The sequence below is a fragment of the Allobosea sp. NPDC055353 genome (genome assembly GCF_053644975.1).
This window is the reverse complement of the sequence record NZ_JBSHMC010000002.1, coordinates 1,350,211-1,376,108: the sequence shown is the minus strand read 5'-3', so window position 1 is coordinate 1,376,108 and position 25,898 is coordinate 1,350,211. Positions and strand designations below refer to the sequence as shown.

The following is a 25,898-nucleotide window of genomic DNA, read 5'->3' as shown; positions in this document are numbered from 1 at the left end:
CCATGCGGCGTAGATTCCGACCGCTAGGGCAGGTGGCGATGGGCGAAGAAGACGATGGCGGGCTGTTCCCTGAGCGTGGCTACGTCCTGACGCCGGAAGAGCGTGACAAGCTGAACAGGACCATTGCTCTTCATGGCCAGATCATCCCGCCAGCGGGCAAGCCGAGCTTTCAGTCGGTATATTCCTATTCCGGCTTTACCGACGAGCAACGGGTTTGGGCAGAGGCCAAAGAGCGCGAAATCTGGGACTTATACCAAGAGGCAAAGCCCCGGTTGCAGCGGATTGGCGAAATACTGAATGAGGCGAAAGTCTACCTTCAGCATGGCCAATTCTCCCACTGGCGTCAGGCTGCTTTCCCCTATCTGCCGGTGCGATCGTCCACGCGATACATGAAGCTGGCCAAAATGGCCAATGTGGCCGATTTCACCGAAGCTGATGTGGAGGCTCGGAAAAAGAAGGCCGACGAAGAATTTAAGAAGGTGGCGAAGGCCCGCAAAAAGAAGACCCGTAAGCGCGCCGAAGCCGCCGCCAAGTTCCTCGACTACCTCAACCGCTACATGCCGGCGAAGCAATATAGGAACGCGCTCGCTGCTCTCGAAAAAACTAACCTGCGCGAAATCCAGCTTGAACATCACGCGAGAGAGGACCGTAAGCTGGACTACGCCGCTAATCAGAAACTTCTCGGGGAGTGCTACCCTAACGGCCTGTTCGGCGAGAACGAGAGCGTGGGGGAGCGCCCGCTCGCGACGGACGAGTTTTGGGAAGGGCCGACCGATCCGGAAACAAAGCGGCCAATCCTCTGGAAGTAGCTTCTGACCTGAAACTGGAACGAACGAGCTAAGCCGTTGAAACCTGGGGAGTGGTTTCGCCCTGCAAAGGCGAGGATGTTGCAGGCTGATTTCGTAGGCTCTGCTTCCCGGATTGACCAAAACCATCGCTGAATTTACCTGAGATAATTCGGGCAGGCCGTGGGGGGCGACCATTGAATATCAACATGTCTTTGAAGTGCGATGAATGCACAAATCAGACGAACTGCCGCGTTGGTATGAGTAATCGTGATTTTCAGTCCTTAAAGTTTTCTTGTAGAAGATGTGGAAGCATCATTGGGATTAACATAAACGCTCGTGGCGCCGATAATTTAGACATTCGAGCTATTGAAGCAATTCTGTCCAGTAAGAAATCCAAGGATTATCGGAAGGATCAGGGCGTTAAGTGGACGATTACAAACGCATCTGAAGTTGTCCTAGATGGTATGTTCGATCCAAAGATCGACTTTGTGGATTTGCATTTGGATTTTCCAGTTGTTTTTGGGAAATACGTCCCCGGTAATACGCCATTCATGCAGGCGGTTGGGCGTTCGGGGGCTGATTCGGCCGTCTTTCATCGAAGAAGATTGGCCATCATCAATGAGCAATACAAGAAATACCCACATGTCGTTGAATTAATATCGAAATATACGAGGGGATTCTACGGGCCATTCTGTGAGTATGCGAAATCTAGATTCAAAATTCAGGTCAAATCTAAAAAAATTGAAGACATAAACGCTGCGCTCTATACGGTCGTCAGTAATTATACTCTGCCGTTCACATTGCCGGACGATAGCCGCGTGATCGTTCAGGAATATTTCGAAAACGTGTCTGGCCTCATGAAGGATAAGAACGCTGCGATGGCCGCTTTCTTGCAGGAGCTTTTCGATACGAATTTCCTAACGAACCTCCAACGTGATTGCTTGAAAGTCTACAAGCCAATCTTCGACGCTGAATTGCCGCTGCGGCCGGCTCTCTTTTTGGATGTCGACAAAACGTATGCGTCTGGAAAGACGGCGATGCGCGTCAGCTCTCATGATTTCATTGAATACCGTGAGGTCTATAAAGATATGGCCGAGGTATTGAGCCGCCAGTTGGTGCTGGTGGCAGGAATAGGCAATCTCATCGAACGCGGAGACCACAACGCGTTCGCGTTGCGAACCAGCAAGAGCGGAAAGCAGCTATCACCTGCGTCATTGAACGCATATGCCGACGTTGCGCTGGGCAATAAGATACAAGACCTAGACAGTGGATGGCATACAATCGACCCGCTCGCTCATGATAACGAGCTGAGGAATGCTATCGCGCACAACAAAATTGAATACGACGATGTGACGCAGATCATTACCTATTATCCGAAACTGGAAGGTATGGAGCGGGAGAAGAAACGAGAGATTCAGTTGCTCGATTATATGCACCGCTTGCTCGCGCTATTCCGCGAGGTGCATCGTCTTCATCACCTCGTGAAATGCCTCAACTACGCGCTTTTGATCGAACCAGGTGCGAGCATGGTGAAGCGCCCATAGGCATCGGGGCGAATGGCGCTGTGCCGCCGCCATACGGCGAAACCTTGCCCGCATTTATTGGCCTGATGGCGCGTCGTCCAGAATGGGGCCGGTGAACAGCTTACCAATGGCTCGGCAGGGGCGGGGCGACCGGCAGTCGCTGCGGCTTCGGCTCCGGCGCTTGGGCATCAGCGGCAGGGCTGTAGGGATCGTCCTGGCTGCCCCATAGCCAGCCCCTCACGAGGGAGCCGCGACGGCGGGCCTCGGCCTCTGCAAGCTCAGTTGAGGCGGTATGCTGAAGCTCGGCAAGCCGCAGCTCAGCCTTAGCCAGATGGTTCTTGATCCAGAAGCGTTGCATGGGCGCCAACTCCCGGTCGAGGGCTCGGCGATCATACGCGATCTGCTCTTTGATCAGCTTGATCGCAACGTCGGCCCTGATCCTCGGCTTGCGCCCGAAACCGAAGAACTCGAATGCTGCGGTGAGCGGGCTTACCATGATGTATTCCTCTTCCATTCCTCATAGCGACGGGTTCCGGGGGGCGGCCCAAGCTCGGTGCGTTTGACGACTCCGGCGACGATCGCGCCATCCTCATCGAATTCAGGCTCCGGCGCGGCATTAGGGTGCGGCCTGAACGGCGGATGCGGGCCTGTGGCTGCCATAGGGGCCATGGGTTTGCTCGGAGCGTCCATGAGCGGGCTGGCCTCGAATATCGGCTTGGTGGGCGCCTCCGGAGGACCGATCAGGAGCGGGATGCGCGGGGCCTGCGGGACGACTGCCTCATCAGGCGTGAGATGCAAGCCCTGCGGGATGATCACTAGATTGATATGGGCCAGCACATCATCAGCATTGCGATGCGGGTCGAGGCTGATCGGCGACCCAAGGTGCGAATAGCGGCTCATCGTGACGCGATGGCGATGCAGGCCGCGCGCAACTTTGATGCGTTGCTCTAGGTCGGCGAACTCACGCGGTCGCAGCTTTAGGCTGTGCATTGCCGCCTCCTTCGATCATGCGGCCCTCGCCATACTTGGCCTGAAGGTCGAGGTTTTCGGCATGCGTCCGGTCGATGAGAATGCGGCGGATGCGCTCGACCTGCTCAACCGGGATTTCGCCGCTCAGCATCAGTTCGCCGATACGGCCGAAGGCTTCCGCCAGCGGCAGCTTCAGCAGCTCTTCGACCTCGCCGGCCGAAAGACCCGGATTGGCGGCTCGCATATCCTCAAGCTGTTTCATCGCCCGCAGCCGATCCTCCTGTTTGTAGATCGGCGAGTGCGCCATGAGCGTGAGGAGCTGCACGCTGCTGGCCTGCGTCGTCCGGAGCGTCTTGCGGCGCAGCGCCCGGCCAAGCTGCTCAGACTGCCGGCCAGCCCGCTTGACGGCCTCGGCCTCTTCCGGGGTGAGCGGGGCGCCTTGCTGAAGCTTGGCGCGGGCTGGACCGAGCTGCATGCGATCCTCGGCACTGAGCTGCGTCATGCCGCTCAGGGAGAGTGCATCATCGCTGGCTTGCCGAAGAACCTGCTCAAAGATGTCTAGCTCGGCGAGCTTGGTCATGATCGCAGCTCGACGCATACGATTATCAAGGTCCAGCTCGTCGCTCAGGATATTGCTAGGTGCGCTCATCTCATCAACCTAACTGCGCCAATCTAGCGCCTTGCTGGCCAATAGCAGTAAAATGCGATCTAAGCTATTGACTTTATTAGTATTGGCTTTTCGTTGTTTCGCCGTATTAGGGCGAATGCTTGGAAGCCGGCGAGGAGCGCAGCCCCTCGGAAGTGGTTTCGGTCCTTGGCAAAGGGGCCATTGGGAGGCTCGCGGAGCGCCAAGAATGGCCGAATTTCATACCGATGAAAAAGCTCAATGATTTTAATATGGTAGCGGTCTGATCCCGGTTGATCCTAGTTGATCCCAGTAGCTCGAAATCGAAAAAGCTCAATGATTTCAATGCTTGATCCCAGTGATCCCAGTGATCCCAGTAAGCTATCAGCTAAAACGTTCTCCTATCATTTCCTGGGAACGAGATGGCTGATCCCAGTGATCAGGCGGCCTCACTGGGATCAGAGGCGATTTTCGGTATGAAGTTTCTCCATACTCCTGTCATGATTTCTCCGAATTTACTGGGATCAACTGGGATCAGCTGTTCAATCCGATATTCTGGTATTCTCTCACTTGCTTACCGCTCGCATCTCTTGGTTTCCATTTTTTGACGGTGGGAAATGCAGCTTTCAAGCTCCTTCCGAAACGCGCACTATCCTGCGTATTCATGCCGTGTTGCTTGGTCCAGGCAGTGTAGGTGACATAAAGCTGCAAGGTCGAAATGCTTAGCCCTCTCTCGACCTTGCAGCAGTCGCGCACGAAGCCGATCACATCGTCAGCGGCATCCTCGACGTCTTCAATCGCTTCCTTGCTGCTCTCTGGCATTAAGAACCGGCCGCGCTCCTTCAAGCGCAGGTAGCCTTCCATCGCCCACCAGAAGATGCCGGACAGCTCCCGCCCCAACCTGGCCCCTAGACCATGGTCCTCGCGCCCGGTGAAGCTGACGCCGAACTTCAGCAGGACCATGCGCTGAGCGATGACGCCAGAGGCGTCCTTCAGCCTCGGCACCTCGTTCGACGCTAGGATGATCCGGGCGGTGAGCTGCATGGCGATCGTGTCGCGGTTCTTGCGGTCGATGTCGACCGTATCCTCGCCGGAGATGTTCTTCATGCGCTCGGCGGCGGTGGCGCTCTCGTAATTGCTATGCATGTTCGCATCGGCGATGGCGCAGATTTTCTTGCCGACGAGCGGTGCAAGGCCGAAGCGACTGCCAAGCGCAACCAAGTCGCTGGCCCCGTAATTGGTTTCGCCGATGAGCTGCTTCAGGACACGAAGGATCGTGCTCTTGCCGGAGCGCGGGGCGCCGGTCAGGACCATGATTTTATGCAGCGACGTATCGCTTGAGGTGAGATAGCCAAGCGTCTCCTGAAGCGTGGTTTGCGCTTCGACGTCATCTGGAAAGATTTCTTGCACGAACTTCAGCCATGCCGGGCAACGGCTCTCATGCTTCGGCAGTAAATCGAAATTGCTTACGCCGAGTCCGAAGAATTCCGGGCTGTAGCTGTAGAGTGTCTGGTCGGAAATCCGGAAAATGCCGTTGCGCAGGGCGATCCAGTCATGAGCATCGTCGCGACCGATCCAGCCTCCAAGCTGTTGATCGTCTGCGAGGCTGCAAGCCGCCCTGAGCTGGGTGACCACATTCGATATATGCGTGTTGTTCGGCAAGTAAGGCTCGAATTCGTAGATGCCGGTAGTCTTGTTCAATACGCGAACCTCGGCAGCATTCAAAAAGCCGAGAACCTTCGTCTCGAAGAGGTCATTCGAAAGTGGCTCGTAATGGTTCAAGCGATAGACGTAGAATGTGCCGCGCCAATAACGGTAAATCGTGCCATGGTCAGCGCAGCGCGATAGGAATTCATCAGCTGTATGCTTGAAGTCCGAACGCTTCAGGACGATCCGTGCGGCTTCGGCGGCGGCATAATCAGCGGCGGCTTGCTGAGCAGCAATGTAGGCATCATTAAGCGCTGCTTCCTGCTGCAATCGATCTGAATCATGACCAAACATTACTCGCTCCAATTTCAAAATCTATTGCATTGAAGCGAAGGCCATGCTAAGCGAGAGATGCTTACTTTCTCTGCTTGGCCGTTTGTGGCCTTCGCTAATAAGGCCCCGCTCAGCTCACAACTGCGCGGGGTTTTCTTTGGCCCATTCCGGAATGACGGCATCCAAGACTTCGCGTGCGATGAACTCAGCGAACTCCTCGTCCCATTCCTTATCAAGCCACTCGACGGTCACTATGCCCGCCTCGACCGTGACGGTGGGCGCGCGGTAGTCGTCGATCAGTGGTCCGATAACTTCACGTCGCATGCGGTTGAATTTGATCGTGGCATTCCAAGCGCGCTGTTGAAGCAGACGTTCATTGACGCGATCCCAATCGATCCGGGCATTCAGCCAGTTGACCATCCAAGGCTCGCCGCCGCTAACGCTTCGGACGCCGGTATGATCGCTGCTGATGGCGAGCGCTTCCTTGAGCTGCATTGCAGCCTGGACGCTAACATTTCGCGCATACAACGCGATCAGCGTGCGCTTGAGGCCGGCAAGCTGGATCGAAACTTCATGCATGCGCAGAGTGTCATTGATCGACGGGCACGGCGGCATGGCAAGGTTGAGCCCCGGCCGATAGGAGCAGGTGCTAGGCATTAGCCTCTTCCTTGTCGTCTTCGCCGAGCAACTGAGCGACCGTGAGCTTCCGGTCCTCGTAGCGCTCGCTTAGCCACTCGCGCAGAATGGCCGCGATGAGTTGCGACCGGGTCGTCGCATATTGGCGGCGGGCCTTCTCAAGAAGACCAGCGGTCGATGTCGGGACATTTCCAGAAAGAACGACCTTAGTTTCTTTTGCGATAGTCTGCATTAGTTGTCTCCTTTGATTTAAGCTGAAATATTTTGCTTGCCGATCTTATTTTCAAATTTTATAAGCTTAATGGATGGCAGCGCAAGCATAAATTTCGTCGCGCTGCAAGATAAAATCGTCAAAAATCGATTGAGGAGCATCACACTAGTTATGAAAACTTATGATCACACTGATATGAAGAATTCCGATTCCGATGAAATCCATGCGGCGAACCTCGCATGCGCCTTGCGCTGGCATAACCTCGGCCTGCCAGTCTTTTGGTGCCGTGAGGATAAGCACCCCGTGAGCAAATGGGGGGCCGAGAACAGCCGAGCCCCATCAATGGCCCCTTCATGGCTCACCGATACACACGCGACTTGGCGCCAGTATCGCAATCCAAAGAGCGCCAGCGAGCGGTTGCCGGCGATCGTCGTCGCAGATCGGATCATCGTCGATTTGGATCGACACCCCGGCAAGGCTGACGGCGTGGCTAGTTTCCTTGCTCTGACGGCTGATGAGCCCGGCCGCGAGTCCTGGGTCGTGAGCAAGACGGCCGGGAGCGGTCTTCACCTGCATTTTGCGCCGCATCCTGAAATCGTCGGCAATTCCAAGAAGGGCTTGCCAGCAGGCATCGACATCCGGGCGGCCGGCAAAGGCTATGCCATCGCATGCGGCACGATGCGGGCTGACGGCCGTCGCTACCAGCCGCTGGCAGGCGATCCATTCGTGGCCGGGGCAACTCTGCCGCCATTGCCAGAAAGCCTGCTCGCGCTGATCCGGGCAGCTCGTGAGAGCATAGGGGCCAATGGGGCGATAGGCGATGGCTCGGATCAGAGCCGTCGCTACCTGCCTTATGTCGAGGGGCAGGAGCCGACCGGCCACGAAAGGAGTTATTGGGCGTCGACGCTGGCGCGTGCCTGCCATGAATTCCGCACCTACAAGCGCTGGACCAACCAAGCGTTCAATGACCGGGTCTTTGGGCTATTTCAGATCGCTTGGGGTTGGGGATGCGACATAAATGCTGTTCGGAGCCAAATCTTGGCTGCCGCGACCGCTTGGAACCCTAATGGGGCAGAAGAATACAAAATCAGAGCAACAGTAGATAGTGCGATAGAAGGCGCGCGAAATCATCCGCGTGGACTTCTGAAGATTGTTCTCGCCACGCCATCTCATCTCAAATGAAAGGCGCCGCCTTGAATCTTGCACAAATTGGAAAGCCGGTGTCTGCACCTATCGCTAGGCCCGGAGCTTCTGAGTCACGGCCTCGGCGATAGCATCGATGTCGGCGGCCCGCTGCCGGAACTCTAACGCCTTCCCTTCCTCGACTGCTGCCCGCCATGCCCGGCCAGCCTCATCGGCGTCAGCGGCGCTTGAGAGATGGCCTAGAGGCTCTTCAGTCTCGACTGGCTGCTCTCCCCGTTCCAGCGTCAGCAAGCCAGCCTCGTAGATGAAGACGCGCGAGCCGTCCTTGAAGGTCTTGAGCCTGCCAGCCTCGATATGATTGTAGACCGAGCGTCGGCTGATATTTAGCCGAGCTGCCGCGTCATTGATCGAAATCCGAGCCATCACCCCTCCGTAGGCACAAGCGGAATGATCGCACGAGCTGCGATGTCCTCGAGGCCATCCGCGATCCACTTGGCATAATGCCTTTCGATCATAGCCACAGAGGTATCGTGAAGCGAGGCCACGAGCCGGACGGGCAAGTTCATCCGCAGGCCCTTCACGATAGAGCTATGCCGAAGCGCGTACGGGATAGCGTCCGGCAGTTCAGCCTTGGCGACGGTGGCGGCCCATGGCCGTAGCATCTCGGAAGAGCTCAACCATGCGCCACGGCTATCGCGCTCCCACATCGCAACCTTGCCCGCGACTTGCTTGGACCGCCAACGCTCCAACAGCGGCTGATCGGCAGCGCGCTTGCCGACGATCGGCAGCAGCGTTGCAATGACATCGGGGCCAAGAGGGATCGGTGTCGAGCCGGCCTTGCCTCGGCCCTTGCGGGATTTGGGCATCAGCACTCGATTACGTTCGGGCTGAAAATCACTGATCCGGAGCCGGGCAAGCTGGCTGAAGCGGGCGCCAGTTGCGGCCATCAGCAACACGAGCCGGAAGTAGTCTCCTTCCCATCCCGCCGACGCATCGACCTTGCGCGCGGCGGTCAGCAGACCGGCAATCTGCTTGTCGTCGAGTATCTGGCCTTCGCGGGCCGTTTCCTCGGTATGATCATCTTCCAACGCGGGCGCCTTGAAGCCGGTCTTGATGAGAGCTGCAAGCGAGCCATTCGCATCAGCATCGTTCAGCGCTGCCCGGAGATCATTGACTGTTCGCTGCTGCGACGAAGCCTTGCCGGCCAGCCCGGAGCGCCAGCCGGTTAGATCGGCGACCGTCAGCTTGTGCAGCTCGATTTTGGCAAGCGTCGATCCGAGGACGTGAATCGTCAGGCGGCTTCGGGCGTCTGACTTGACCTCGCGCCCCTTGCGCCGGCTGTCGCGGGCATCGCGCTTGGTCATGTAAGCTTCAACGGCGCTTTCGACTGTCGGCACCGGCCCGGCCGCTGCGGCAGCGGCGTCCTTACGCACCTGCTCGACAATCTCGACGGCGCGGCGCACGGCCGCATCGTAGCCGAGCGTCCCAACCGCAATCTCATCGTCAGCAGTGCCAACCGTCGCCTGATGATAGTTGCCGCCGCCGATTGCCCATCGAACCACCCACACGCCAGCGCGCTTGCCCCTGCGGTAACCAAGATGAACTTCGGCGTCGATTGAGCGCCAATGCGGCTTGCTCTGCTGCGCCAGTTTCGAGCGGGCATTACGGGTGGTCAGCACTGCCTCTTTCAATGCTCCGGCCATCTCAACCTCTTCCAGTTTGATCCAGAATGCGTCCAGCGATACGCCGCTGCACGCCCATGCATAGCCATGCATGGGCTAGGTAGAAAAATAAACGATTTCCTGCACTTGCTTGCGCGTCGCTGCACGCCGGTCTTCACAGAGAGGGCCGAAATCTAGCCCTCTCACGGCGAAAACAGGGGTTCGAGTCCCCTAGGGAGCGCCATTCTATGCCCTTGAAAGCGCAGAGCTTTCTCTCTGGGCGTCGTGGGAAGACGGGATTTCCCACACTTTCTTCCCACACTGAGCGCATGTCGGGGCCTATCCGGCCACATGTCTCCCGCCCCCTGCGCACGGGCAATTGCCGTTTCGCGCATCGGCGCAGGCGCCTGGACTAAACGCGCCATTTTTCCCACTTTCGGACAGGGCAGCGCCGCGCCCCGCTTCCGCCCATATAGTCGCGGAGCGCGCTGCCTCGCGGGCATCCGCTGTGCCGGCCCCTGAGTGGTCTTTACGGCTGCGCGCCGTGTCCTGAGCGTGTCCTGATCGGCCCCTGCCGGGGGGAGGGTGCACCCCCGCTCCGTTGCCGTGGTACGGTGCCGCATGCGCGTCCCGTCACATGGCCACGGTCTGCTTCGCTCCGAAAGCCTGTTCGCGCACACGCCGCCTGAGCTGCGTTGCGTCAAGGTCATCTGCAGCACGGGCCAGCGCTGCAAGAACATCTGGGTACGCGGCGCCAATTGCTGCCGTATGCACGGCGGCGGGACCGTGGCCGTGCAGCGCTATCGCGAAGAGCTGGCGGCCATCTGCGCGAACAAGCGTGGGGGCAGGCCTCGCGCCGGGCGGTTGGAATGGTTGCTTCAGCGGATCGCGCGGGCAGACCGCAACCGGCCGAGGAAACATAACCCCGATTTTGAGCGGGCGAATGCGGCAGAGCCGAGCGGCTGATGCAAGAGGTTTCGGAGAATGGCGCCACAGCGCTGGCCCGTGCGGTGCATGCGGCGGCGGTGAGCTTACGTCCCTATCGTCCGGTCGATTGCCTCATGGCTTCGGCGCGGTTGGCGCTGGCGTGGGGCGAGACGCGCCATGATGCCGAGCGCGTGATGCTGGTGCAGGAAATGGCCAGTTCGCTTGGCGTCGACACAGAAGAGCGCATGCGCCTCTGGGAATTGCTCGTGCCGGTCTTAGGCTATCGTGCTGTTAAATTTCGTGAACCATAGATTGGGGTTAGGCAAGCATGCGCCATGGGCGGACATTGGAGCGCTGCCCAAAACCGGACCTTCCGCTCTGGCATGATGGATGGCGGCTCTCGATCGATTGTATTGAAGAAGTCGCGTTGCTACGAGACTGAAGTCCTGGTTCAGGCGGCTCGGTTGGAGGGCGGCGCGATGATGTGCGAAGGAGGATGGCGATCGCTCACCTTTCACTTCTCTCGGTATCATCGGACGGCGATGATCAATCTGCCTGCGCCAACATCGGACATCGGACATCGGGGCGCAGGAGCTATACGCAGCTTATCAGGTTTAGAGTATGATCAGCTTCTTGAGGAGGGAAACGACTTCTTTCACAGGCAATTGACTTACGCCGACGATCGCAAAAGGTGCAAGCGCCGCAAAGGTGACCGGAACAATCGCGGCTCGGCTGAGCAAAAACACAGAGAGCTTTCTTGAAGCAGCATAAGATTTGGTCGGATCCGCGATCTCCGGTATTTCGCCGCTCTCTTTGCTGTCGACCAGAACATTGCTGCCAAGATCCTGCTTCTCGCTATGCCGGAAATACCGCGTTGCCTGGGCGCCATAGGTTGCAAGCGAACGCCGCTTCAGATCGGCGAGGGGGGCCGAAAATGCTTGGAGGGAGAAGGCGAACAAGGCGAGCACAATGAGGAGCCAAACGATAAGCACACTCGTGAAGGCCTGCGCGGAAATTCCTTCTTCGAACACTGTGCGCGCGAGGGCAACGGCAACGGCGCTGCTGGCCCCAAAGACGAACATTGCGTAGGCGTTAGGATAGTCAGCGACAAAAGCCAGGCCCCCTTTGCCGTCGGGATGCGTGGCGACAATGCGAAGCTTGAGGGAAGCAATGCGGCGTAGCAACCAAGCCCAGACGAGGTGGCGCCAGAGCCCCCGGAAAAGCAGAAAGCTGAAGAGCGGCGTACTGACCAGCAGAGCCCACCAGCCCGCGGGCGTAAAAGACCTCCCGGTGCTTGAGACCGAGATCGCCCAACCCGACGTTTCAGCGCTATGGAAGCGGGCATAAGTCCCGATCGTGAGCAGGTAGGCCAAGCCGAAACAAATGAGCTCAGCGTATCCGGAGTCCCTGCGCCTCAACGCGGCACCAACCGCAGTGGCGGCCGATGCGTAACACGAAGGATCGAGGATCGGCGCGCGAGCGAATTGTGCGAGATTGGAGCGAAGACGCTCTTCGACTTGCCTTTCGCTCAGAACGAAGAGGCCGATGGCGACGAAGAACCGCGCCCAAGCGCCGAGATCGAGTAAAAAGGGTTCGCCATCTGGGGAGTTGAAGGCGCGATCCCCGAGCAGACTTAGTGCCAGGGGTATGCCCCAGGCAATGGCCATGAAAAGAAGCGCCCTTCGACCCACGTGAAGGGCGCGATTGTGCAAGAGTTTCATTCGATGCTGCAGGTCGAAGAACGGGCCGCCGTGGGAGGCGAGAAATTCTCCGATAGTCGCTGCGTCGTTTGAAAACGGCGTTGCGGCGGCTGTCTGCTTCGAGCGTTCTGATTCCATCAAGGGCTGTTCATCCGATCGGCACGTCTCGCTGTCGCGGCGCTCGATCACCTGTAGATCGGCAATCGCCAGCGTAGAGCGACCGTGTCGAGCATGGAGATCTCTCCGGAACTTCGTACATCCGGTGCACGCGACCACCTTGATCAAGGCAATCGACCGCGGCCGATCAGCGGGCGGGCGGTTGTGCGCCCGCCCGCCCGCGCTTCTACAACGAAATCAGTTCGCTGTGACGATGTTGAACCAGAGCTCGAAGTTGTCGAGATAGGAAACAAGCTGAGTGAGCTTGTCCTTGTTGCCCGCCACCTTGACGGCGCCCGAGCCCAACTCCTTGTCCAGTGTCGTCTCACCCAACATGATCTTGTCGAGAACGTCACGTGTCAGCGTGATCGTCGCATCGGCGTTGTTCGCCTGCTTGTCCTTGGTGTGGTTGAGGACGCCGTTCTCCAACTCGATGAGGTATTTTCCACCCGAGTTGCCGAAATCGAAGTTCAGGGCGACCTTGGCATCGCCCGCCTTCTCGCGGTTCAGCCGCACCGAGAGGAAGTCGAAGAACATCTCCAGCGTCATCGCCTTGACGGTATCCGGGCTGGCCGTATTGGGCGTCGGCAGCTTCTTCACACCATCGCGAAGCTCCTTCGCGCCCGAGAGGTAGAAGTTGCGCCAGGGACCCGACTCGGCCTGGTAGCCCATCTGCTCAAGCGTATCGGCCTGGAGATCGCGCGCCGCCTTGTTGTTCGGGTCGGCGAGGACAACATGGTTCACCACCTGGGCGACCCAGCGATACTCGCCCTTGTCGAACGACTTCTTGGCCTTGTCGAGAACGGCCGCGGCGCCGCCCATGAACTCGACATAGCTCTTGCTGGCCTCTGCCGGCGGCAGCTCATGAAGCGTTGCCGGGTTGCCGTTGAACCAGCCGAGATAGAGGACATAGGTCGCTTTGACGTTGTGATTGATCGAGCCGTAATAGCCCCGGTTGGCCCAGACGGCATCGAGGCTCTTCGGCAGCTTGAACTTCTCGGCAATCTCGACTTCCGTGAAGCCGTGATTGGCGAGGCGCAGGGTCTCGTCGTTGATGAAGCGATAGAGATCGCGCTGGCTCCGCAGCAACTTCGTCACGTCGGCATTGCCGAATGATGGCCAGTGGTGCTGGGCGAACATGACCTCCGCCTTGTCGCCCCACATCGTCAGCACCTGGTTCAGGTATTTCGACCAAGGCAGCGGCTCGCGGATCTTGGCGCCTCGGAGGGAATAGGTGTTGTGCAGCGTATGCGTGGCGTCCTCTGCAGCCGAGATGGCCTTCATCTCTTCGATGTACCACAGCATCTCCGACGGAGCCTCCGAGCCGGGCGCCATCAGGAACTCATAGTTCAGCCCATCGATGACCCGCTTCTCGCCGGTCTTGGTGATGATGTCGGTCGGCGGGATCAGCGTCACGGTTCCGGCGGATGTGGTCGTTCCCAAGCCGGCGCCGACCTGACCCTTCGGATCGGGCGGCAGGAGATTGCCGTACATGTAGCTGGCGCGGCGGCTCATCGCATTGCCGGCCATGACGTTCTCGGCCACGGCTGCTTCCAGAAAGCCCTCCGGCGCATAGATCTTGACTGTTCCAGCGGTCACGTCGGCCTCGTTGACGATACCGCGGACGCCGCCATAGTGATCGACGTGGCTGTGCGTATAGATCACCGCCTTGACCGGCTTGCGCGGGCGATGGGCGTAATAGAGGTCGAGCCCGATCTTGGCTGTCTCGGCAGAGACGAGCGGATCAACGATCGTCAGGCCTTCCTTGCCTTCGATGATCGTCATGTTGGACAGGTCAAGGTTGCGGACCTGATAGAGCCCGTCGGCGACCTTGAACAGGCCACTGATGTTGATGAGCTGCGACTGGCGCCAAAGGCTGGGGTTGACGGTATCGGGAGCCGCCGCATCCGGCTTGATGAAGCCGTACTTCTGAGGATCCCAGATCAAATTGCCTGCGGTGCCGTTGATCATTGCGGCAGGCAGCGGCGCGACAAGGCCGCGCCTGGCGTTATCGAAATCCGATTTGTCGGAGAAGGGAAGTTCGTTCAGGAGCCGCTGATTGTAGGCTTTGGTCGCTGCCGATGCATCCTTGCGGGCATCCTGCGACTGCGCTGCGGGGACGATACCCGCCAGAAGCATCATGCTGAGCGCGGTGGTGGTAATCAAGCGAGACTTCGACATCACCTTCTTCTCCCGGGGTGCGTTTGAATGGGATGTCTCGGATCTTCATCCGGCCTCGTAAGAATCGGCCATTTGGCCGACGAAGCATGGCCTCATCCGCATCTGACCTTAAGGCGCTCTCTAATTGAACGACATCAGGGATTGCCCGGAATCATGCGGCGGGTTTTCCTGAGTTCTTGCGATGATCGGATCGCGGACCTCCTTTCTCAACGAGCTGATGCTTTCGCCGCCAAACCCGCTATTGCGGCCCGTTTCTACCGGCGGAATGACGCTTGCGCGAAGTAGATTGGGACTGGCTGGTCGGCGATCGTCGCGCTAGGCGATCACCGGATCACGAGATCGGATACCGGGAGCTTCGCGAACAGCAGAGGCAGACACTGCATGGTGCTAGGGCACTTCGAAGGCCCCGAGACTGACAACGTCCCCGTTCGAGGGCACGTTGGGTGGCAGCCCGAGCGGGCTTCCAGCGCCAATCAGCCTGCTCCCCTTCGCCAGTCTCAGGAAGCCCGAGACTGGCAGCGAACCGTCCGCCTGACGGGGACCGCGCGCAATCGCATCGTCGATGGACTGAAAGTCGTTCAAGGACACGTTGAAATTCGGTGACGAGAGGGACCTCAGGGCCGCGCCGTTGCTTGCATTGTGCGACTGGGACAGAAGCGAGATGTCGAAATCGTGCCTGCCGCTTTCCGTGAAGGCTATATTGTTCCGAAGCACCGTGCTCGCATTATGCTGAATGATGAAAGCGTAACCAACGTCTCCGCGTTCATTGTTGAAGGAGACATTGTTGAAGACGGTCAGCGGCTGCAGCCCGCCATTATAACCGTTGTCATCAAAGCCGTTTGTCTTGTTGCTCCAGGCAAGGCACCGGGTCACAATGTGCCCGCCATAGATGCCGGTGGCACCCGGGCGCCGCCCTCCCAGCTTGAAGCCGCAGCCGTCGGCGGTCTCGTTGGTGTTGATCGAGCCGTCGGCGTTGTATCCGTTCTCGAAGGACCAGTTCTGATCGATAAGGCATGGCGAGGCGTTGAGGCTGTCCTTGGCCCTCGAAGGGTTGAAGAAGTCGAAGCCGTCGTCCGTGTTGCGCCAGGCGCGGTTGCCGGTGACGATGGTTCCGGTGCTGTCGTTGAGTGAAACCGAGATCCCATCGGCATTTCCGCCAGTCGCGCCCGGCCCTCCGCCGCGATTGCCAAAGGAGTCACAATTGCGCACAACGTTGTGATCGCCTTTGCCCAGGATTCCCAGGCCGGTGCCATATTCGTTGTTGAGCCAGCCATTGTCGCGGAAGACGCAGCGCTCGATCAACAAGTCGTGATGGGTGCCGTTGACAAAGCATCCGCCCATCGGGCCATGGCGAACGGTGAGCCCGCGCAGGGTGAGGTGGGAAGCATCCATGATAACAAGCGCAAACCCGCCGGCTGATGTGCGCGAAGGCCACGCCTGATACCGTCCTGTCGGGGGCCTCATTGCGGCTCCGTCGATCACGGGAGACTCGCCGGGATAGTTCTCGATGACGATCGGGCGTCCCGGCTCTCCGTCGTGACCAGCGAGAAGCCATCCTTCGGCGGCGCCGTCGAAGCCGTATTCCCCCCCTCGCAGCAGGATCGTATCGCCGCCGTCGGCGTGGGCGAAGGCGTGAGGAAGCGTGGCGAACGGACGCTGGACCGTGCCTCGCTCCGGATAGTCGCCGTCCTCGCCGGTGGGCGCGACGTAGAGCGTGCGGCCGGTTCCGTTCGCCTGGCCCGGGGCAGGCGCACTTGAAGCCCGACCGCTCACGGCCGATCCTTGGCCGAATGCCTCCAGTCGATGAAACCCTGAGGCCGCGAGGGCACCAGCGGCGAGGAGAAAAATGCGGCGAGACGCCATTGGGACATCCTCCAGGGTGGTCCAAAGCCGGGATTCACCGGCGTCGGCGCGTCAGGTCCCGCGTGAAACCAATCGCGCAGCTGAGAGTTAACCTAACTGCACATTAGAATTGTTTTATTGATGGAAATCAGATACTATTAACTGCGGCGACGTTCATCGGCCGAGGATTTCGCATGGGTCCAAGTTCGCCTAGAGATAAAAAAAATTCCGTAATAGGAAAAAGGCGATCAACTTTAAGGATTCGCTCGAAATTTTCGAGTTTGAATTCAAACTTATTGCAATCAAAAAAGCTATTTAATTCATTTTCCATGTTGTTTCAGATTGTCTCCAACTCCAATGGAGAGTTAACTAGCTCATGCCCGAATTCTGTTGAGGATATTATCGATCAATTCTATTTTCTTAATCTAGACAACAAAGAGCTTCGGCATCGTCTCGACAATTTCGTTCCGCTCGTTTTGTCTGTCATCAAGTTGACAGCGGAGAGTAGTACGACAGTGCCGGAACTATGCGATGCGTTGGAAGGGCGCCTTCGCGCTATCGCAAACGCCGATGTATCCACACGAAAAGGCGTGGATCATTGCTCGTTGGAGGAGCTCGTCCGCCTTGAGCTTTCTCCGTATTGCCGCTCCAATCAGTTCGACTTGACCGGACCGTCCGTCGGGCTCCGTAGTGGGCTTGCACAGTCGTTCTCGATCATTATTCACGAACTGACGACAAATGCCGTCAAGCACGGAGCATTGAGCTGCCCGACGGGCAAGGTGCTGGTCCATTGGAGCATTCAACCCATCGACAGCACCCGCGCGAGCCTCTGCCTGCAATGGGTTGAACGGGACGGGCCTCAAGCGACGGGAAGCTGCAAGCGCGGGTTCGGGACTTCAATTTTGTGTGATGACGGCAAAGCGATCACCGGCGGGACCTCGACGCTGGGGCTCTCGCCAGAAGGCTTGGAGTATGTCCTCACCACAGCTCTGGACTTGTAGGCTCAGCACTCCGACGCAATGAAGGGCTCCCGATCACGGCCCTCACTCCTTCCTTTCAAGCCACTGTTGAGCAAACAGCGCCGCGGAGGCCCTGTTCGTGGCTCCAAGCACACGGATGACCGCCGCCGCATGGATTTTCACGGTCGCCTCCGCGATGGCGAGTTCGCGTGCAATCTCCTTGTTGGACTTACCTTGCGCCAGCAGGGCGAGCACATCCCGTTGGCGGTTCGTCAGGCGGATGAGTTGCGAGCGGCTGGATTCGGTCACCTTTACCATCTCGCGCCATGAAGCCAGTCCCTTCGTGAGGGCCAGGCGCGGCGTGACATAGATTTTTCCGGCAAGGACGTCCTCTATGCCGGCAATGATTTCCTCGTCAGTCTGAAGTTTCGAAATATAGCCGTGAAATCCGCAAGCAAGGCATTCCAGAATGTCAGCCGCTGCTTCGGACGCGGACAGCGCGACCAGATGGATGTTCCGGCAGTTTGCGCTCAGGTCGCTGAGGCCCTCGATCGGAATACGGCTCGGCATATGCAGGTCGATGATAAGAAGATCGAGATCCGGATTTTCCTCGACTGTGGACAGGATCGTCGGAAGCGAGTCCGCTGTCAGGAGATCGGCATCGGGAAATGCGCGCTGAAGGGCCAAGTGAAGGCCTTTGCGATAAATCCCATGGTCATCGGCTAAGAGGATACGCCACATTGTCGTGCCTGGCTCCCTGGCGTCTGTCGCCCCGCCGGATCAGCACATATCCCTCGACCTGTTAAGACACTCATATACCACAAACTTTGGGAACTGTCGCAAGCGGACGGCCGTTGCCTTCAGGCTTCGGCATCTTCCCATTTGGGTGACTGAGCGACCCGAGCGAGCTGCGCCATGTCTCGGTAGCAGATGGTTTTCCGGGTCGGGAGATCGATCAAGCCGCGCGCCCGAAATGCCGCTAGTGTTCGGCACGCGGTTTCCATCGACATCCCGAGGTAATCAGCGACGTCATTGCGGGGGATTGTGAAACGGAGCGCGTGCGCGCGCCTGGGATCCTGCGGAAGGTGTTCGTAGATCTGCAGCAGGAACCACGCCATTCGGCTCGTGGCGCTCTTCTTGCCCGTGGCGGCAAGGAGGCAGATCGACGCCTGAAGCGCCTGGTCCGTGCCCGACGACTCGAAAGTGCCGGCCTCGTGATTGCGCGGCCTCAGCACACAGCGCGTGACGGCCTCCGCAGTATAGCGTTGCAGAGCCGCAGCCTGAATAATGTCGCCAGGCCAAAAGAATGCCAGGATTTGGCGCGAACCATCGCTCCAGAGACGCGAGGCCCGTACGGTGCCCTCGACAATCTCGATGGCTTGCGGTTGTCGTTCGTCCTGCCAGAAGAGGACGGCGTTGCGAGCAAGCACTCTGTGCCGGACATCCCTCGCACTTGGCGAGCGTTCCTCCAGCAGCGAATGAGAAGTTGTAGCGATCTGAAGCATGGTGCGATCCCTTGATCGCGACCACGGTATTCGTTCTCTCAACCCTGCCAATCGTGCAGAGGGACTAGACCCAACGGTGGAGGCGTAAGCCTTCGGTTTAAGGCAAACGTCGTAGCTCTCCACTGCCGCCATGGTGAAGGGATCGTTGCCGGACCGCTGCTCGGTCGCTACCGCGAATCATGCGAGCGAAACCTTAACGCAGTGTTAAACGAGGTGGACTCGCCTAAAAAGCGCGATCAAGGGGTCCCCCACAAGGGCCCGGAGGGACCCAAACCCATAACTGACGTGAAGCGTAGCCAACGCGACCGGGAGGAGGAGCAAATAGGCGCCGCGTTCTTGTCCCGCCGCCAGGAGGGTGGCGACAGCCAGAACGCCCAGGTAGCCCAGCAAGGAAACCAGACCGAGAAGCCCGTCCGGCCACGCAATTGTGATCAGAGCGGAGCAGCTCAATGTGAGGACCAAGGCCAGCGGAGCGAAGTGCCGCCAGCTAACGGCATCTGGTCTCTCCCGAGCGGCTCTGACCACCCCGATACCGTTGGCGTAATACTGCCTCCAGAGCGATCCCAGAGTCTGCCGCGGCAGGTACCAGGCCCGTATTGCCGGCGACAGGTAGAGGCCATACCCCAAACCCTGAATGCGCGCGTTGAAGTCGTTATCCTCCGCACGATGCAGGTCTTCTCGCAGCAGCCCCACCCGATCCACGATGTGCTTCCAATAGCAACCGTTCCAGATCGCATCGGCCCAGCCTTCCGCGCCATCCCGGCGGAATTTCGCGACACCTACTCCGAAAGGGCTCTTATGCGCGGCGACGATCGCACGGCCGATCAATGTCCTGCCGGCAGAGGGGCGTGCGATCGCGCCCACGCCTGCGGCGCCCGTTGCCAGCAGCGCTTTTACGCTGTTTGTCACGACATCGGGTTCATAGCTCGCATGCGCATCGAGCCGGTTCACGATGTCCCCCGTCGCCCGTTCCAGGGCCAGGTTTATGCCGGCAGCCGGTCCGCGTTTCAGATTCCTGATCACACGGATCCGGTGATCCACGTCGCTGAGCCGCAGCAGGGCCTCGTAGGTCCCGTCCTGCGAGCAACCATCCGCGAACCAGAATTCGACGATCCGTTCGTAATCCTGGGCGAGCAAATCTGCCACCAGCCGGTCAAGGCAATCGATCTCGTTGTAGACGGGCACGATAACGCTGACCGTCGGGCGACACGGCGGAGCCGTGGTTGGATGGTCCCCGATTGCGCAGCGATAGTTATGCTCGACGGCGAGCGATCTCGTCATGAACACCCCCGAGGACACGGGCTCGATTCACTTCAAGGATGTTGTCTTGCATCAGCGCGCGTCCGTTTCGTCGCAGGCGCTCGCGAAGCTCTGGCGCGCGCACCATCTTCTCGATCGCCCCGGCCAACGAAGGGACGTCCCGTGGAGGCACCAGCAGCGCGGTTTCTCCGTCCGTGAGAAACGAGGGAATTCCCCCGACCGTTGTCGCCACCGTTGGGAGGCCGATGGACAAGGCCTCGTTGATGACCTGGGGGAAGCCCTCGGTCGTGGAGGACAGGACCATGGCTCCCGCCTTCTCGTAGAGGTCGAAGAGCGGTCGGCCGTAGGGAACATAGCCGTGAAACGTCACCTGAGACGTAACGCCGAGTTTTGAAGCCAATGCGCGGAGCTCCTGGTCCATGGCACCGGTGCCGACGAGATCGACATGACAGTGCAGGCCGCGCTGGTTGAGCTGCGCCATGGCCTCGAACAGGAAGCGATGTCCCTTCTCCGGGGCCAGCCGGCAGACCTTGATCAGGCGCCTGGGATCGGATCCGGGAGACATCTGCGAGAACATCTCGAACTGCGCACGGTCGACGAGGCAGGGAAAGTGATTATGCGCGCGGTTGCAGAAGCGGCTGTAGACCTTCGTCATCTCCTCGCCGACGGCAAAGACCGTCCGGTCGCGGGCCAACCGCTTGAAATCCCATTCGAGAAGGTGGGCGGCGAGCATCGCGGCGTGACGCTCCAACCCGCGGTGGGCGCTCATTTGCTCGATCAGGTTCTGGCGCACCATCAGGACAACCGGGATGCCTTGAGCGATGCACGTCCGGGCGATGAACTGGCCAATCGGGTGAGGCCCGCAGATGACGAGCACATCCCAGCTCTTGGACTGCTCACGCACGGATTCGCGAATCCGACGGTACATGCGGGGGTCGGCCCGCCAGAGCTGGTACAGGCTGGGATAGAACGGCAGCGCGCAGAGGGAGAAGTTGGAGCCGTCCAGGACGTAAGGCGCACGCCCAGGGGTCGGCGCCTCGCGCCCGATGAAAGTGATCTGGTCGACGAAGCCAGCGAAGCTCGCCGGGAAGAGGATGAACGACTCCTCGGTCGAGAGGACGGGTCCCTCGCGCCAGAATACTTGGTCGACAAAGAAGGCGACGTGCATCGGTTTCAAGATCTCAGTTGGGTTGCTCACAGAACGACCAAAGCTCGCGCGCGATTTCGACGGGACTTCGCGCGCGCTCGACAGCTGCGCAGGCCGCTTGACCCACGCGTCGGCGCAGCTCCGGATCAGCGACGAGACGGGAAACGTGCCGCGCCAGTTCCGCCGCATCCTGTGTCGCCGTGAACCCGGTCGCGCCGTCTTCGATCAACTCGCCGACACCATTGACGCGGGTCGCCACGCAGGGTTTTCCGGCCGCCATCGCCTCCAGAACGACATTCGGCGTACCCTCGTAATCGGACGTGAGAAGAAAGATGTCGGCGGCGCAGATCAGTTCGCGGGCATCCGGCACCGCGCCGACGAGGCGTACGATGTTCTGAAGGCCCAGAGCTTCGATCTGGCGTTCGAGATCGCCACGGCAGCCGAGATTCTCGCCGGCGATGACAGCCTGCACCGGACCATCCGTTTTGACTTTGTCGATGATGTCGAGAAAGCGGTCGAAGCGCTTCTGGCTCACCAGCCGACCGACCCCCACGATGAGGACGGTGTCCGCTTGAAGATCAAGCTGGCCCCGCCATTGCGCGCGCAACGCAGCTACCTCGCTCGGGCTTGGGGTCTCGACCCCGTTCGGCACGTAAGCTGCTTTGGGACTCACGGCTCTGCGGCTCGAAAGCTGCTCGAACGTGTCGCGCGAATTGCAGACGGCCGTGGAGACGCCAGCGAGGCTGGCCCAGGCCCAGACCGATCGGAGCCGCGTGGGCAGGTCGGCGAACAACGCATTGCGGAAAGATCCGACGCGCTGAATGCCGGTCCCGACGAGGGCGAGACCGAAGGCGTTGGTGTACGAAGACCAGGAGAAAAAGCATGTCGTGCCCTGCGCCACGCAGGCAGCGCGCAATTGCGCCATTTTGGCTATTCGGTTCCCGACCAGCAGAACGACGGGAATGCCCAGCGCCCGGATGGGACCTTCCCATAAACCCAGTTCTCCGGAGACGTAGACGGTCGGCGTCCAGCGCGTGCGGTCGCAGTGGGCAAGGAACATGTAGAGCTGTCTTTCGCTGCCGCCTTGCGAAAGCTGCCCGATAAGGACTGCGACCGCCCTCGGGGCACCGGGGCGTACGGCGGCAGCGGCGCCGGGACGGCCTGCAGCGCTGATAAGGCTTGCCCGCATCATGAGAGGGCTTCTCTGGAATGTTCAGCGCGATTGGGGCTGGCTGTGACGGGAGATCCGAAGATCGCCGGCGAGAGCGCGGCGCAGACAGCTTCGAGGCTGTGCCGGCCCCTTACATAGGCCAACGCGCGGACGCCGATCCGATCATTCAGCGACCCACGCCGCGTCAGCAGCCGCACGTCGTTGCGCAGTTCGATATCGCCACCACTGAGAAGGCCGATATCTTGCTGCTCGATGACGCCGCCAGGATCCACCGAAAGCGAAACGACCGGCACTCCCAGACTCCACGCCTCCAGCATCGAATTCGGAAAGCCTTCTCCGCTCGAGGTGTTCACGAGGACCTTGCTGCGAGCGAGCAGCGACATCACGACATCAGCCGGCTGCGGTCCCCGATAGGTGACGTTGCTCAACGACAGCATCCGTTGTTCGAGTTCGGCGCGGGAGGCTGCGGGCAACGTCGGATCGAACCCGCCGACGACGCTGCAGGAGAGATCCGGCAGCGATGCCGCGAGGTCGAGGAAGCTCTCGAGACATTTCTCCGGACGGATCTGAGCGACCCAAATGGCGTCGATCGACGCGCTCTCGAAATCTCTCGGGGCAGAGGCGAAGGACCGCACCAAATTCGGTACGCAGATCGTCCGGCCCTGCAAGCGAGGGGCAAGTCGAGCTCGCTGCCCCTCGTGCTGCGCCAGGATCGCCGCAGTGCTATGAAGGCCCAAGGCGTAAAGCGGGGCGTGCAGCCAACGCTTGTAGGAATAGGCCTGCCAAGGCCGGCAGTGGTCGTCGTGGGCAAGCGCGTAAATGAAGCGCGCTCGCCCGTCGAAACGGCCAAGCAGCCCTTGCAAAGCCAGAAAATCGCTCGGTAGCCGCGCATAGACCACATCTGGCGAAGCGTCCCTCAGGGCGCGCCAGAACGCTGCGATGCTCGAAGGTTTCAGCCATCGCGGCGCGGCGTCGATACAGGTGATGGAGGCAACGTCGCTTGGTGGGCAACGTTGGCTTCCGTCACCGTAGATCAGGCTCACCTTATGGCCGAGCTCTGCCATCGCGGCCGCGAGATGGGCCACTTGAGCTTCGGCCCCGCCAGAGTTCCGTGAATCGCCACCGAGCACGTCGATCGAACGGCGGCCGGGCGAGAAGAAGCACCACCGCAGACTCTGCCCCTTGAGCGAAGGTTGCATCGAGCACGTCTCCCGACCGCATCCTGGGCCCGGGCCCGCTTCCCTTGGCGCCATGCAGGAAGTTGCCTTCAGGCCTCAGCATGCTTGTTCATGCGCTTCTGCTGTCCTCTGCTTCGGAGCGCTCGGCTCCGTGATTGCGAGGCGGCTATCTGCGCGGGTCAGTAGATAAGCGAATGACCTCCGAGCCGAGTTGACGCGCGTCATATTCAGTTTGCTGCCGATAGCGCTTACTCGGTTGACGCCAGATTGGCTTGACCCGTTCAGGTCCATGGCTGGCGTCGATGCGCTTCCATCCCGGCGGCGCGCAGGCGAGCAAGGCGAAGCAGAACCGATGTGCGGCATTTGCGGCTGGTTCGGACCGGCACAAGCGGCAGGCCCCGAGCTGACCGCCGCAATGACTGTGCCCCTGCAACATCGCGGTCCGGACGATCTTGGAATCGAGGGAGGAGACGGCTGGGGCCTCGGCTTCCGCCGCCTCAGCATCCTGGATCTCAGCCCGCTCGGGCATCAGCCGATGCGAAGCCCTGACGGGAGCTGCTGGCTGGCGTTCAACGGCGAGATCTACAACTATCTCGAGCTGCGCCGCGAGCTCGAGCGCGCCGGCGAGGCGTTCCAGAGCGGATCCGACACGGAAGTGCTGCTGCGACTGCTGATGCGCCGCGGGAAGGAAGCGTTGCCGCTTTTGAACGGCATGTTTGCGCTGGCCTTCGTCGACACGAAGCGGCGGAGCTTCATGCTTGCCCGTGACCGGCTGGGCGTAAAGCCCCTCTACTACAGGGATCAGGAAGGTCACCTGCGGTTCGCCTCGGAACTGAAGGGCTTGCTGGCTTGCCCTGACGCGCCCCGAGAGATCGACCGTTCCGCGGTGGCGCAGTACCTGGCGCTCGGCTACCTGCCGGGCGAAGCCTGCATTTTCGAGGGATACCGGAAGCTGCCGCCGGGCCATGTCCTCGCAGGCTCACTCGACCGGCCCCATGCGGCGGCGCTGGCACCCTATTGGGACCTGACCCTCAACGACGATCCCGCTCGGCGAAGCGCCAGCCCTGCCGAGCTGGACGAGCTCGAGAGTTTGCTCTTTGACGCGGTCCGCATTCGGCTCCGCAGCGACGTTCCCGTCGGTGTTTTCCTGTCGGGCGGAATCGATAGCGGTCTGGTCGCAGCCATGGCGGCGAAGACGGGACAAGCCCCGCTCGCACTGACGATCGGCTTCGCGGAAGAGAACTGGGACGAAAGCGCGCTCGCGCGCACGACCGCGGCCCATGCCGGGCTTGAGCATCGCGTGATCCCGCAACGCGCCGGAGGGCTCAGAGATATCGACCGGCTGGCCTGGCTCTTCGACGAACCTTTCGGTGACCCGTCCGCCTTGCCGAGCTTTACGCTCTGCGAGGCGGCAGCGAGCCATGCGACGGTATTTCTCTCCGGAGACGGCGGCGACGAGGCGTTCGGCGGCTATCGCCGCTATGTCGAGAGCGCCCGCCGGGAAGGTTTGATCCGGGCAGCCGGCCGTTTCGGCCCGGCGCTGGGTGCGGCGAGCCGCCTTTTGCCGCGGGCGTCGCTCGCCCGCTACCAGCTTTCGAAACTCAGATTGCCGGATTGGGGGGCGGCGGCGGTTTTCGACGAGCTGCCTGACGATCCGGTGATGGACCATTGCATTCACCCGGATCTGCAGCCGTTTCTGCGGAACGCCAGCAGCCCGGTATGGGAGAGATGGCGGATGAGCCGCGGCGCTCCTCTGACGGCGCGCCAGCAGAGGCTCGACTATAGCCTCTATCTCCCCGACGATGTGTTGGTGAAGGTCGATCGGGCGTCGATGGCTCATTCGATCGAGGTTCGGTCGCCGCTCCTCGATGTCCGCATCGTCGAGTGGGCTTCACGCCTGCCCCGTGCATGCCTGCTGGACCACGTCCACGGGAAGCTGCCTCTCAGGGATCTGGCCGCGCGGCTTCTCCCGGAGGTTACTGGGCGAAGCCCGAAGCGAGGCTTCGGGGTTCCCTTGGGCGATTGGTTTCGCGAGCCGGCCGGCCGCGCCATGGTCAGGGAAAGGCTTCTCGACCGCGACAGCAGAGAGCGGGGGTTCTGGAGCCTGAATGGGGTGGAGCGGATCCTTGATCTGCACAGTTCGGGGCGGGGCCGAGATTTTGGCCTGCTGCTGTGGCGCCTGCTGATGCTGGAAGCCTGGTGCCGCCACTATGCGGCAGGTCCAACTCAGCAGTGGCGAGCGCAGTCTCCTTTGCAGGCGCTATCGCATAGGCGCATCGGGGCGTTACCCGTGCTGTGACAAGCTCCCCGCCTTCATCGAACGTGTCGACATCATC

23 protein-coding genes are annotated in these 25,898 nt (G+C 60.1%); 6 read left to right on the top strand and 17 right to left on the bottom strand.

Going from position 1 to position 25,898, the window contains the following annotated elements:
- Positions 1 to 38 precede the first annotated feature (38 nt).
- Positions 39 to 809, top strand: coding sequence for a hypothetical protein (locus ACWIEX_RS19870; RefSeq protein ID WP_454034689.1), 771 nt, complete (start codon positions 39 to 41; stop codon positions 807 to 809).
- Between the two features lie 173 nt (positions 810 to 982).
- Positions 983 to 2,332, top strand: a complete 1,350-nt coding sequence (locus ACWIEX_RS19865) for a hypothetical protein (protein WP_454034688.1) — start codon at positions 983 to 985, stop codon at positions 2,330 to 2,332.
- Positions 2,333 to 2,432: 100 nt separating this feature from the next.
- Here ACWIEX_RS19865 and ACWIEX_RS19860 read toward each other — a convergent pair whose 3' ends face one another.
- The 6 genes from ACWIEX_RS19860 to ACWIEX_RS19835 all read right to left on the bottom strand — a co-directional run bounded on the left by ACWIEX_RS19860 (position 2,433) and on the right by ACWIEX_RS19835 (position 6,753).
- Positions 2,433 to 2,807, bottom strand: a complete 375-nt coding sequence (locus ACWIEX_RS19860) for a hypothetical protein (protein WP_454034687.1) — start codon at positions 2,805 to 2,807, stop codon at positions 2,433 to 2,435.
- Positions 2,801 to 3,301, bottom strand: coding sequence for a hypothetical protein (locus ACWIEX_RS19855; RefSeq protein ID WP_454034686.1), 501 nt, complete (start codon positions 3,299 to 3,301; stop codon positions 2,801 to 2,803). Before ACWIEX_RS19855 ends, ACWIEX_RS19860 begins: the two co-directional genes overlap by 7 nt.
- Positions 3,273 to 3,929, bottom strand: a complete 657-nt coding sequence (locus tag ACWIEX_RS19850; protein ID WP_454034685.1) for a hypothetical protein — start codon at positions 3,927 to 3,929, stop codon at positions 3,273 to 3,275. The genes ACWIEX_RS19855 and ACWIEX_RS19850 overlap by 29 nt, the downstream gene beginning before the upstream one ends.
- A gap of 510 nt (positions 3,930 to 4,439) precedes the next feature.
- On the bottom strand, positions 4,440 to 5,906 hold the full coding sequence (locus tag ACWIEX_RS19845) for a DNA primase family protein (RefSeq protein ID WP_454034684.1): 1,467 nt from the start codon (positions 5,904 to 5,906) through the stop codon (positions 4,440 to 4,442).
- A gap of 114 nt (positions 5,907 to 6,020) precedes the next feature.
- The gene (locus ACWIEX_RS19840; protein ID WP_454034683.1) at positions 6,021 to 6,542 is read right to left on the bottom strand and encodes a hypothetical protein; all 522 of its coding nucleotides are present in this window, start codon (positions 6,540 to 6,542) and stop codon (positions 6,021 to 6,023) included.
- Positions 6,535 to 6,753 carry a hypothetical protein gene (locus ACWIEX_RS19835; protein WP_454034682.1) on the bottom strand — a complete coding sequence of 73 codons (219 nt, stop codon included), beginning with the start codon at positions 6,751 to 6,753 and terminating at the stop codon, positions 6,535 to 6,537. The genes ACWIEX_RS19840 and ACWIEX_RS19835 overlap by 8 nt, the downstream gene beginning before the upstream one ends.
- Positions 6,754 to 6,789: 36 nt before the next feature.
- On the opposite strand from ACWIEX_RS19835, the gene ACWIEX_RS19830 reads away from it, so the two are divergent.
- Positions 6,790 to 7,914: a bifunctional DNA primase/polymerase gene (locus ACWIEX_RS19830; RefSeq protein ID WP_454034681.1), complete on the top strand. Its 1,125-nt coding sequence runs from the start codon at positions 6,790 to 6,792 to the stop codon at positions 7,912 to 7,914.
- A 54-nt stretch (positions 7,915 to 7,968) separates the two neighbouring features.
- Here the strand turns inward: ACWIEX_RS19830 and ACWIEX_RS19825 are convergent, their stop codons facing one another.
- On the bottom strand, positions 7,969 to 8,298 hold the full coding sequence (locus tag ACWIEX_RS19825; RefSeq protein WP_454034680.1) for a helix-turn-helix domain-containing protein: 330 nt from the start codon (positions 8,296 to 8,298) through the stop codon (positions 7,969 to 7,971).
- On the bottom strand, positions 8,298 to 9,650 hold the full coding sequence (locus ACWIEX_RS19820) for a tyrosine-type recombinase/integrase (protein ID WP_454034679.1): 1,353 nt from the start codon (positions 9,648 to 9,650) through the stop codon (positions 8,298 to 8,300). Before ACWIEX_RS19820 ends, ACWIEX_RS19825 begins: the two co-directional genes overlap by 1 nt.
- 851 nt (positions 9,651 to 10,501) lie before the next feature.
- Here ACWIEX_RS19820 and ACWIEX_RS19815 point away from each other — a divergent pair.
- On the top strand, positions 10,502 to 10,774 hold the full coding sequence (locus ACWIEX_RS19815) for a hypothetical protein (protein WP_454034678.1): 273 nt from the start codon (positions 10,502 to 10,504) through the stop codon (positions 10,772 to 10,774).
- A gap of 303 nt (positions 10,775 to 11,077) precedes the next feature.
- On the opposite strand, the gene ACWIEX_RS19810 is transcribed toward ACWIEX_RS19815, so the two are convergent.
- The 3 genes from ACWIEX_RS19810 to ACWIEX_RS19800 form a co-directional block, all read right to left on the bottom strand.
- The gene (locus tag ACWIEX_RS19810; RefSeq protein WP_454034677.1) at positions 11,078 to 12,352 is read right to left on the bottom strand and encodes a hypothetical protein; all 1,275 of its coding nucleotides are present in this window, start codon (positions 12,350 to 12,352) and stop codon (positions 11,078 to 11,080) included.
- A gap of 165 nt (positions 12,353 to 12,517) precedes the next feature.
- A complete protein-coding gene (locus ACWIEX_RS19805) occupies positions 12,518 to 14,500 on the bottom strand; it encodes an alkyl/aryl-sulfatase (RefSeq protein ID WP_454034676.1) in 1,983 nt (660 codons plus the stop codon).
- A 387-nt stretch (positions 14,501 to 14,887) separates the two neighbouring features.
- Positions 14,888 to 16,363 (bottom strand): right-handed parallel beta-helix repeat-containing protein, encoded by a 1,476-nt coding sequence (locus ACWIEX_RS19800; RefSeq protein WP_454034675.1) that lies wholly within the window; start codon positions 16,361 to 16,363, stop codon positions 14,888 to 14,890.
- Between the two features lie 308 nt (positions 16,364 to 16,671).
- Between ACWIEX_RS19800 and ACWIEX_RS19795 the strand changes: the two genes are divergently transcribed.
- Positions 16,672 to 17,343: an HWE histidine kinase domain-containing protein gene (locus ACWIEX_RS19795; protein WP_454034674.1), complete on the top strand. Its 672-nt coding sequence runs from the start codon at positions 16,672 to 16,674 to the stop codon at positions 17,341 to 17,343.
- Between the two features lie 42 nt (positions 17,344 to 17,385).
- Here the strand turns inward: ACWIEX_RS19795 and ACWIEX_RS19790 are convergent, their stop codons facing one another.
- The 6 genes from ACWIEX_RS19790 to ACWIEX_RS19765 all read right to left on the bottom strand — a co-directional run bounded on the left by ACWIEX_RS19790 (position 17,386) and on the right by ACWIEX_RS19765 (position 23,583).
- Positions 17,386 to 18,042: a LuxR C-terminal-related transcriptional regulator gene (locus ACWIEX_RS19790; protein ID WP_454034673.1), complete on the bottom strand. Its 657-nt coding sequence runs from the start codon at positions 18,040 to 18,042 to the stop codon at positions 17,386 to 17,388.
- A gap of 119 nt (positions 18,043 to 18,161) precedes the next feature.
- Entirely contained in the window at positions 18,162 to 18,806 is a 645-nt protein-coding gene (locus ACWIEX_RS19785; RefSeq protein ID WP_454034672.1) for a helix-turn-helix domain-containing protein, read from the bottom strand.
- A 204-nt stretch (positions 18,807 to 19,010) separates the two neighbouring features.
- Positions 19,011 to 20,087, bottom strand: a complete 1,077-nt coding sequence (locus tag ACWIEX_RS19780) for a glycosyltransferase family 2 protein (RefSeq protein ID WP_454034671.1) — start codon at positions 20,085 to 20,087, stop codon at positions 19,011 to 19,013.
- Entirely contained in the window at positions 20,059 to 21,234 is a 1,176-nt protein-coding gene (locus ACWIEX_RS19775; RefSeq protein WP_454034670.1) for a glycosyltransferase family 4 protein, read from the bottom strand. The genes ACWIEX_RS19780 and ACWIEX_RS19775 overlap by 29 nt, the downstream gene beginning before the upstream one ends.
- Positions 21,235 to 21,247: 13 nt before the next feature.
- The gene (locus ACWIEX_RS19770) at positions 21,248 to 22,273 is read right to left on the bottom strand and encodes a glycosyltransferase (RefSeq protein WP_454034669.1); all 1,026 of its coding nucleotides are present in this window, start codon (positions 22,271 to 22,273) and stop codon (positions 21,248 to 21,250) included.
- 128 nt (positions 22,274 to 22,401) lie between these two features.
- Positions 22,402 to 23,583, bottom strand: a complete 1,182-nt coding sequence (locus ACWIEX_RS19765) for a glycosyltransferase family 4 protein (RefSeq protein ID WP_454034668.1) — start codon at positions 23,581 to 23,583, stop codon at positions 22,402 to 22,404.
- Positions 23,584 to 23,851: 268 nt separating this feature from the next.
- On the opposite strand from ACWIEX_RS19765, the gene asnB reads away from it, so the two are divergent.
- Complete coding sequence (asnB, locus tag ACWIEX_RS19760; RefSeq protein ID WP_454034667.1) at positions 23,852 to 25,861, top strand: asparagine synthase (glutamine-hydrolyzing); 2,010 nt, start codon at positions 23,852 to 23,854, stop codon at positions 25,859 to 25,861.
- The last annotated feature ends 37 nt before the right edge of the window (positions 25,862 to 25,898 follow it).

Excerpts from the sequence above, each read along its gene's own strand:
- ACWIEX_RS19805 (WP_454034676.1), bottom strand. The coding sequence starts at position 14,500 with ATGTCGAAGTCTCGCTTGATTACCACCACCGCGCTCAGCATGATGCTT.
- ACWIEX_RS19800 (WP_454034675.1), bottom strand. The coding sequence starts at position 16,363 with ATGGCGTCTCGCCGCATTTTTCTCCTCGCCGCTGGTGCCCTCGCGGCC.
- ACWIEX_RS19770 (WP_454034669.1), bottom strand. The coding sequence starts at position 22,273 with ATGTTCCTTGCCCACTGCGACCGCACGCGCTGGACGCCGACCGTCTAC.
- ACWIEX_RS19775 (WP_454034670.1), bottom strand. The coding sequence starts at position 21,234 with ATGCACGTCGCCTTCTTTGTCGACCAAGTATTCTGGCGCGAGGGACCC.
- ACWIEX_RS19790 (WP_454034673.1), bottom strand. The coding sequence starts at position 18,042 with ATGTGGCGTATCCTCTTAGCCGATGACCATGGGATTTATCGCAAAGGC.
- ACWIEX_RS19825 (WP_454034680.1), bottom strand. The coding sequence starts at position 8,298 with ATGGCTCGGATTTCGATCAATGACGCGGCAGCTCGGCTAAATATCAGC.
- ACWIEX_RS19785 (WP_454034672.1), bottom strand. The coding sequence starts at position 18,806 with ATGCTTCAGATCGCTACAACTTCTCATTCGCTGCTGGAGGAACGCTCG.
- ACWIEX_RS19795 (WP_454034674.1), top strand. The coding sequence starts at position 16,672 with ATGTTGTTTCAGATTGTCTCCAACTCCAATGGAGAGTTAACTAGCTCA.
- ACWIEX_RS19835 (WP_454034682.1), bottom strand. The coding sequence starts at position 6,753 with ATGCAGACTATCGCAAAAGAAACTAAGGTCGTTCTTTCTGGAAATGTC.
- ACWIEX_RS19780 (WP_454034671.1), bottom strand. The coding sequence starts at position 20,087 with ATGACGAGATCGCTCGCCGTCGAGCATAACTATCGCTGCGCAATCGGG.
- asnB (WP_454034667.1), top strand. The coding sequence starts at position 23,852 with ATGGCTGGCGTCGATGCGCTTCCATCCCGGCGGCGCGCAGGCGAGCAA.
- ACWIEX_RS19860 (WP_454034687.1), bottom strand. The coding sequence starts at position 2,807 with ATGGTAAGCCCGCTCACCGCAGCATTCGAGTTCTTCGGTTTCGGGCGC.
- ACWIEX_RS19855 (WP_454034686.1), bottom strand. The coding sequence starts at position 3,301 with ATGCACAGCCTAAAGCTGCGACCGCGTGAGTTCGCCGACCTAGAGCAA.
- ACWIEX_RS19815 (WP_454034678.1), top strand. The coding sequence starts at position 10,502 with ATGCAAGAGGTTTCGGAGAATGGCGCCACAGCGCTGGCCCGTGCGGTG.
- ACWIEX_RS19765 (WP_454034668.1), bottom strand. The coding sequence starts at position 23,583 with ATGCAACCTTCGCTCAAGGGGCAGAGTCTGCGGTGGTGCTTCTTCTCG.
- ACWIEX_RS19850 (WP_454034685.1), bottom strand. The coding sequence starts at position 3,929 with ATGAGCGCACCTAGCAATATCCTGAGCGACGAGCTGGACCTTGATAAT.
- ACWIEX_RS19845 (WP_454034684.1), bottom strand. The coding sequence starts at position 5,906 with ATGTTTGGTCATGATTCAGATCGATTGCAGCAGGAAGCAGCGCTTAAT.
- ACWIEX_RS19840 (WP_454034683.1), bottom strand. The coding sequence starts at position 6,542 with ATGCCTAGCACCTGCTCCTATCGGCCGGGGCTCAACCTTGCCATGCCG.
- ACWIEX_RS19820 (WP_454034679.1), bottom strand. The coding sequence starts at position 9,650 with ATGCATGGCTATGCATGGGCGTGCAGCGGCGTATCGCTGGACGCATTC.
- ACWIEX_RS19870 (WP_454034689.1), top strand. The coding sequence starts at position 39 with ATGGGCGAAGAAGACGATGGCGGGCTGTTCCCTGAGCGTGGCTACGTC.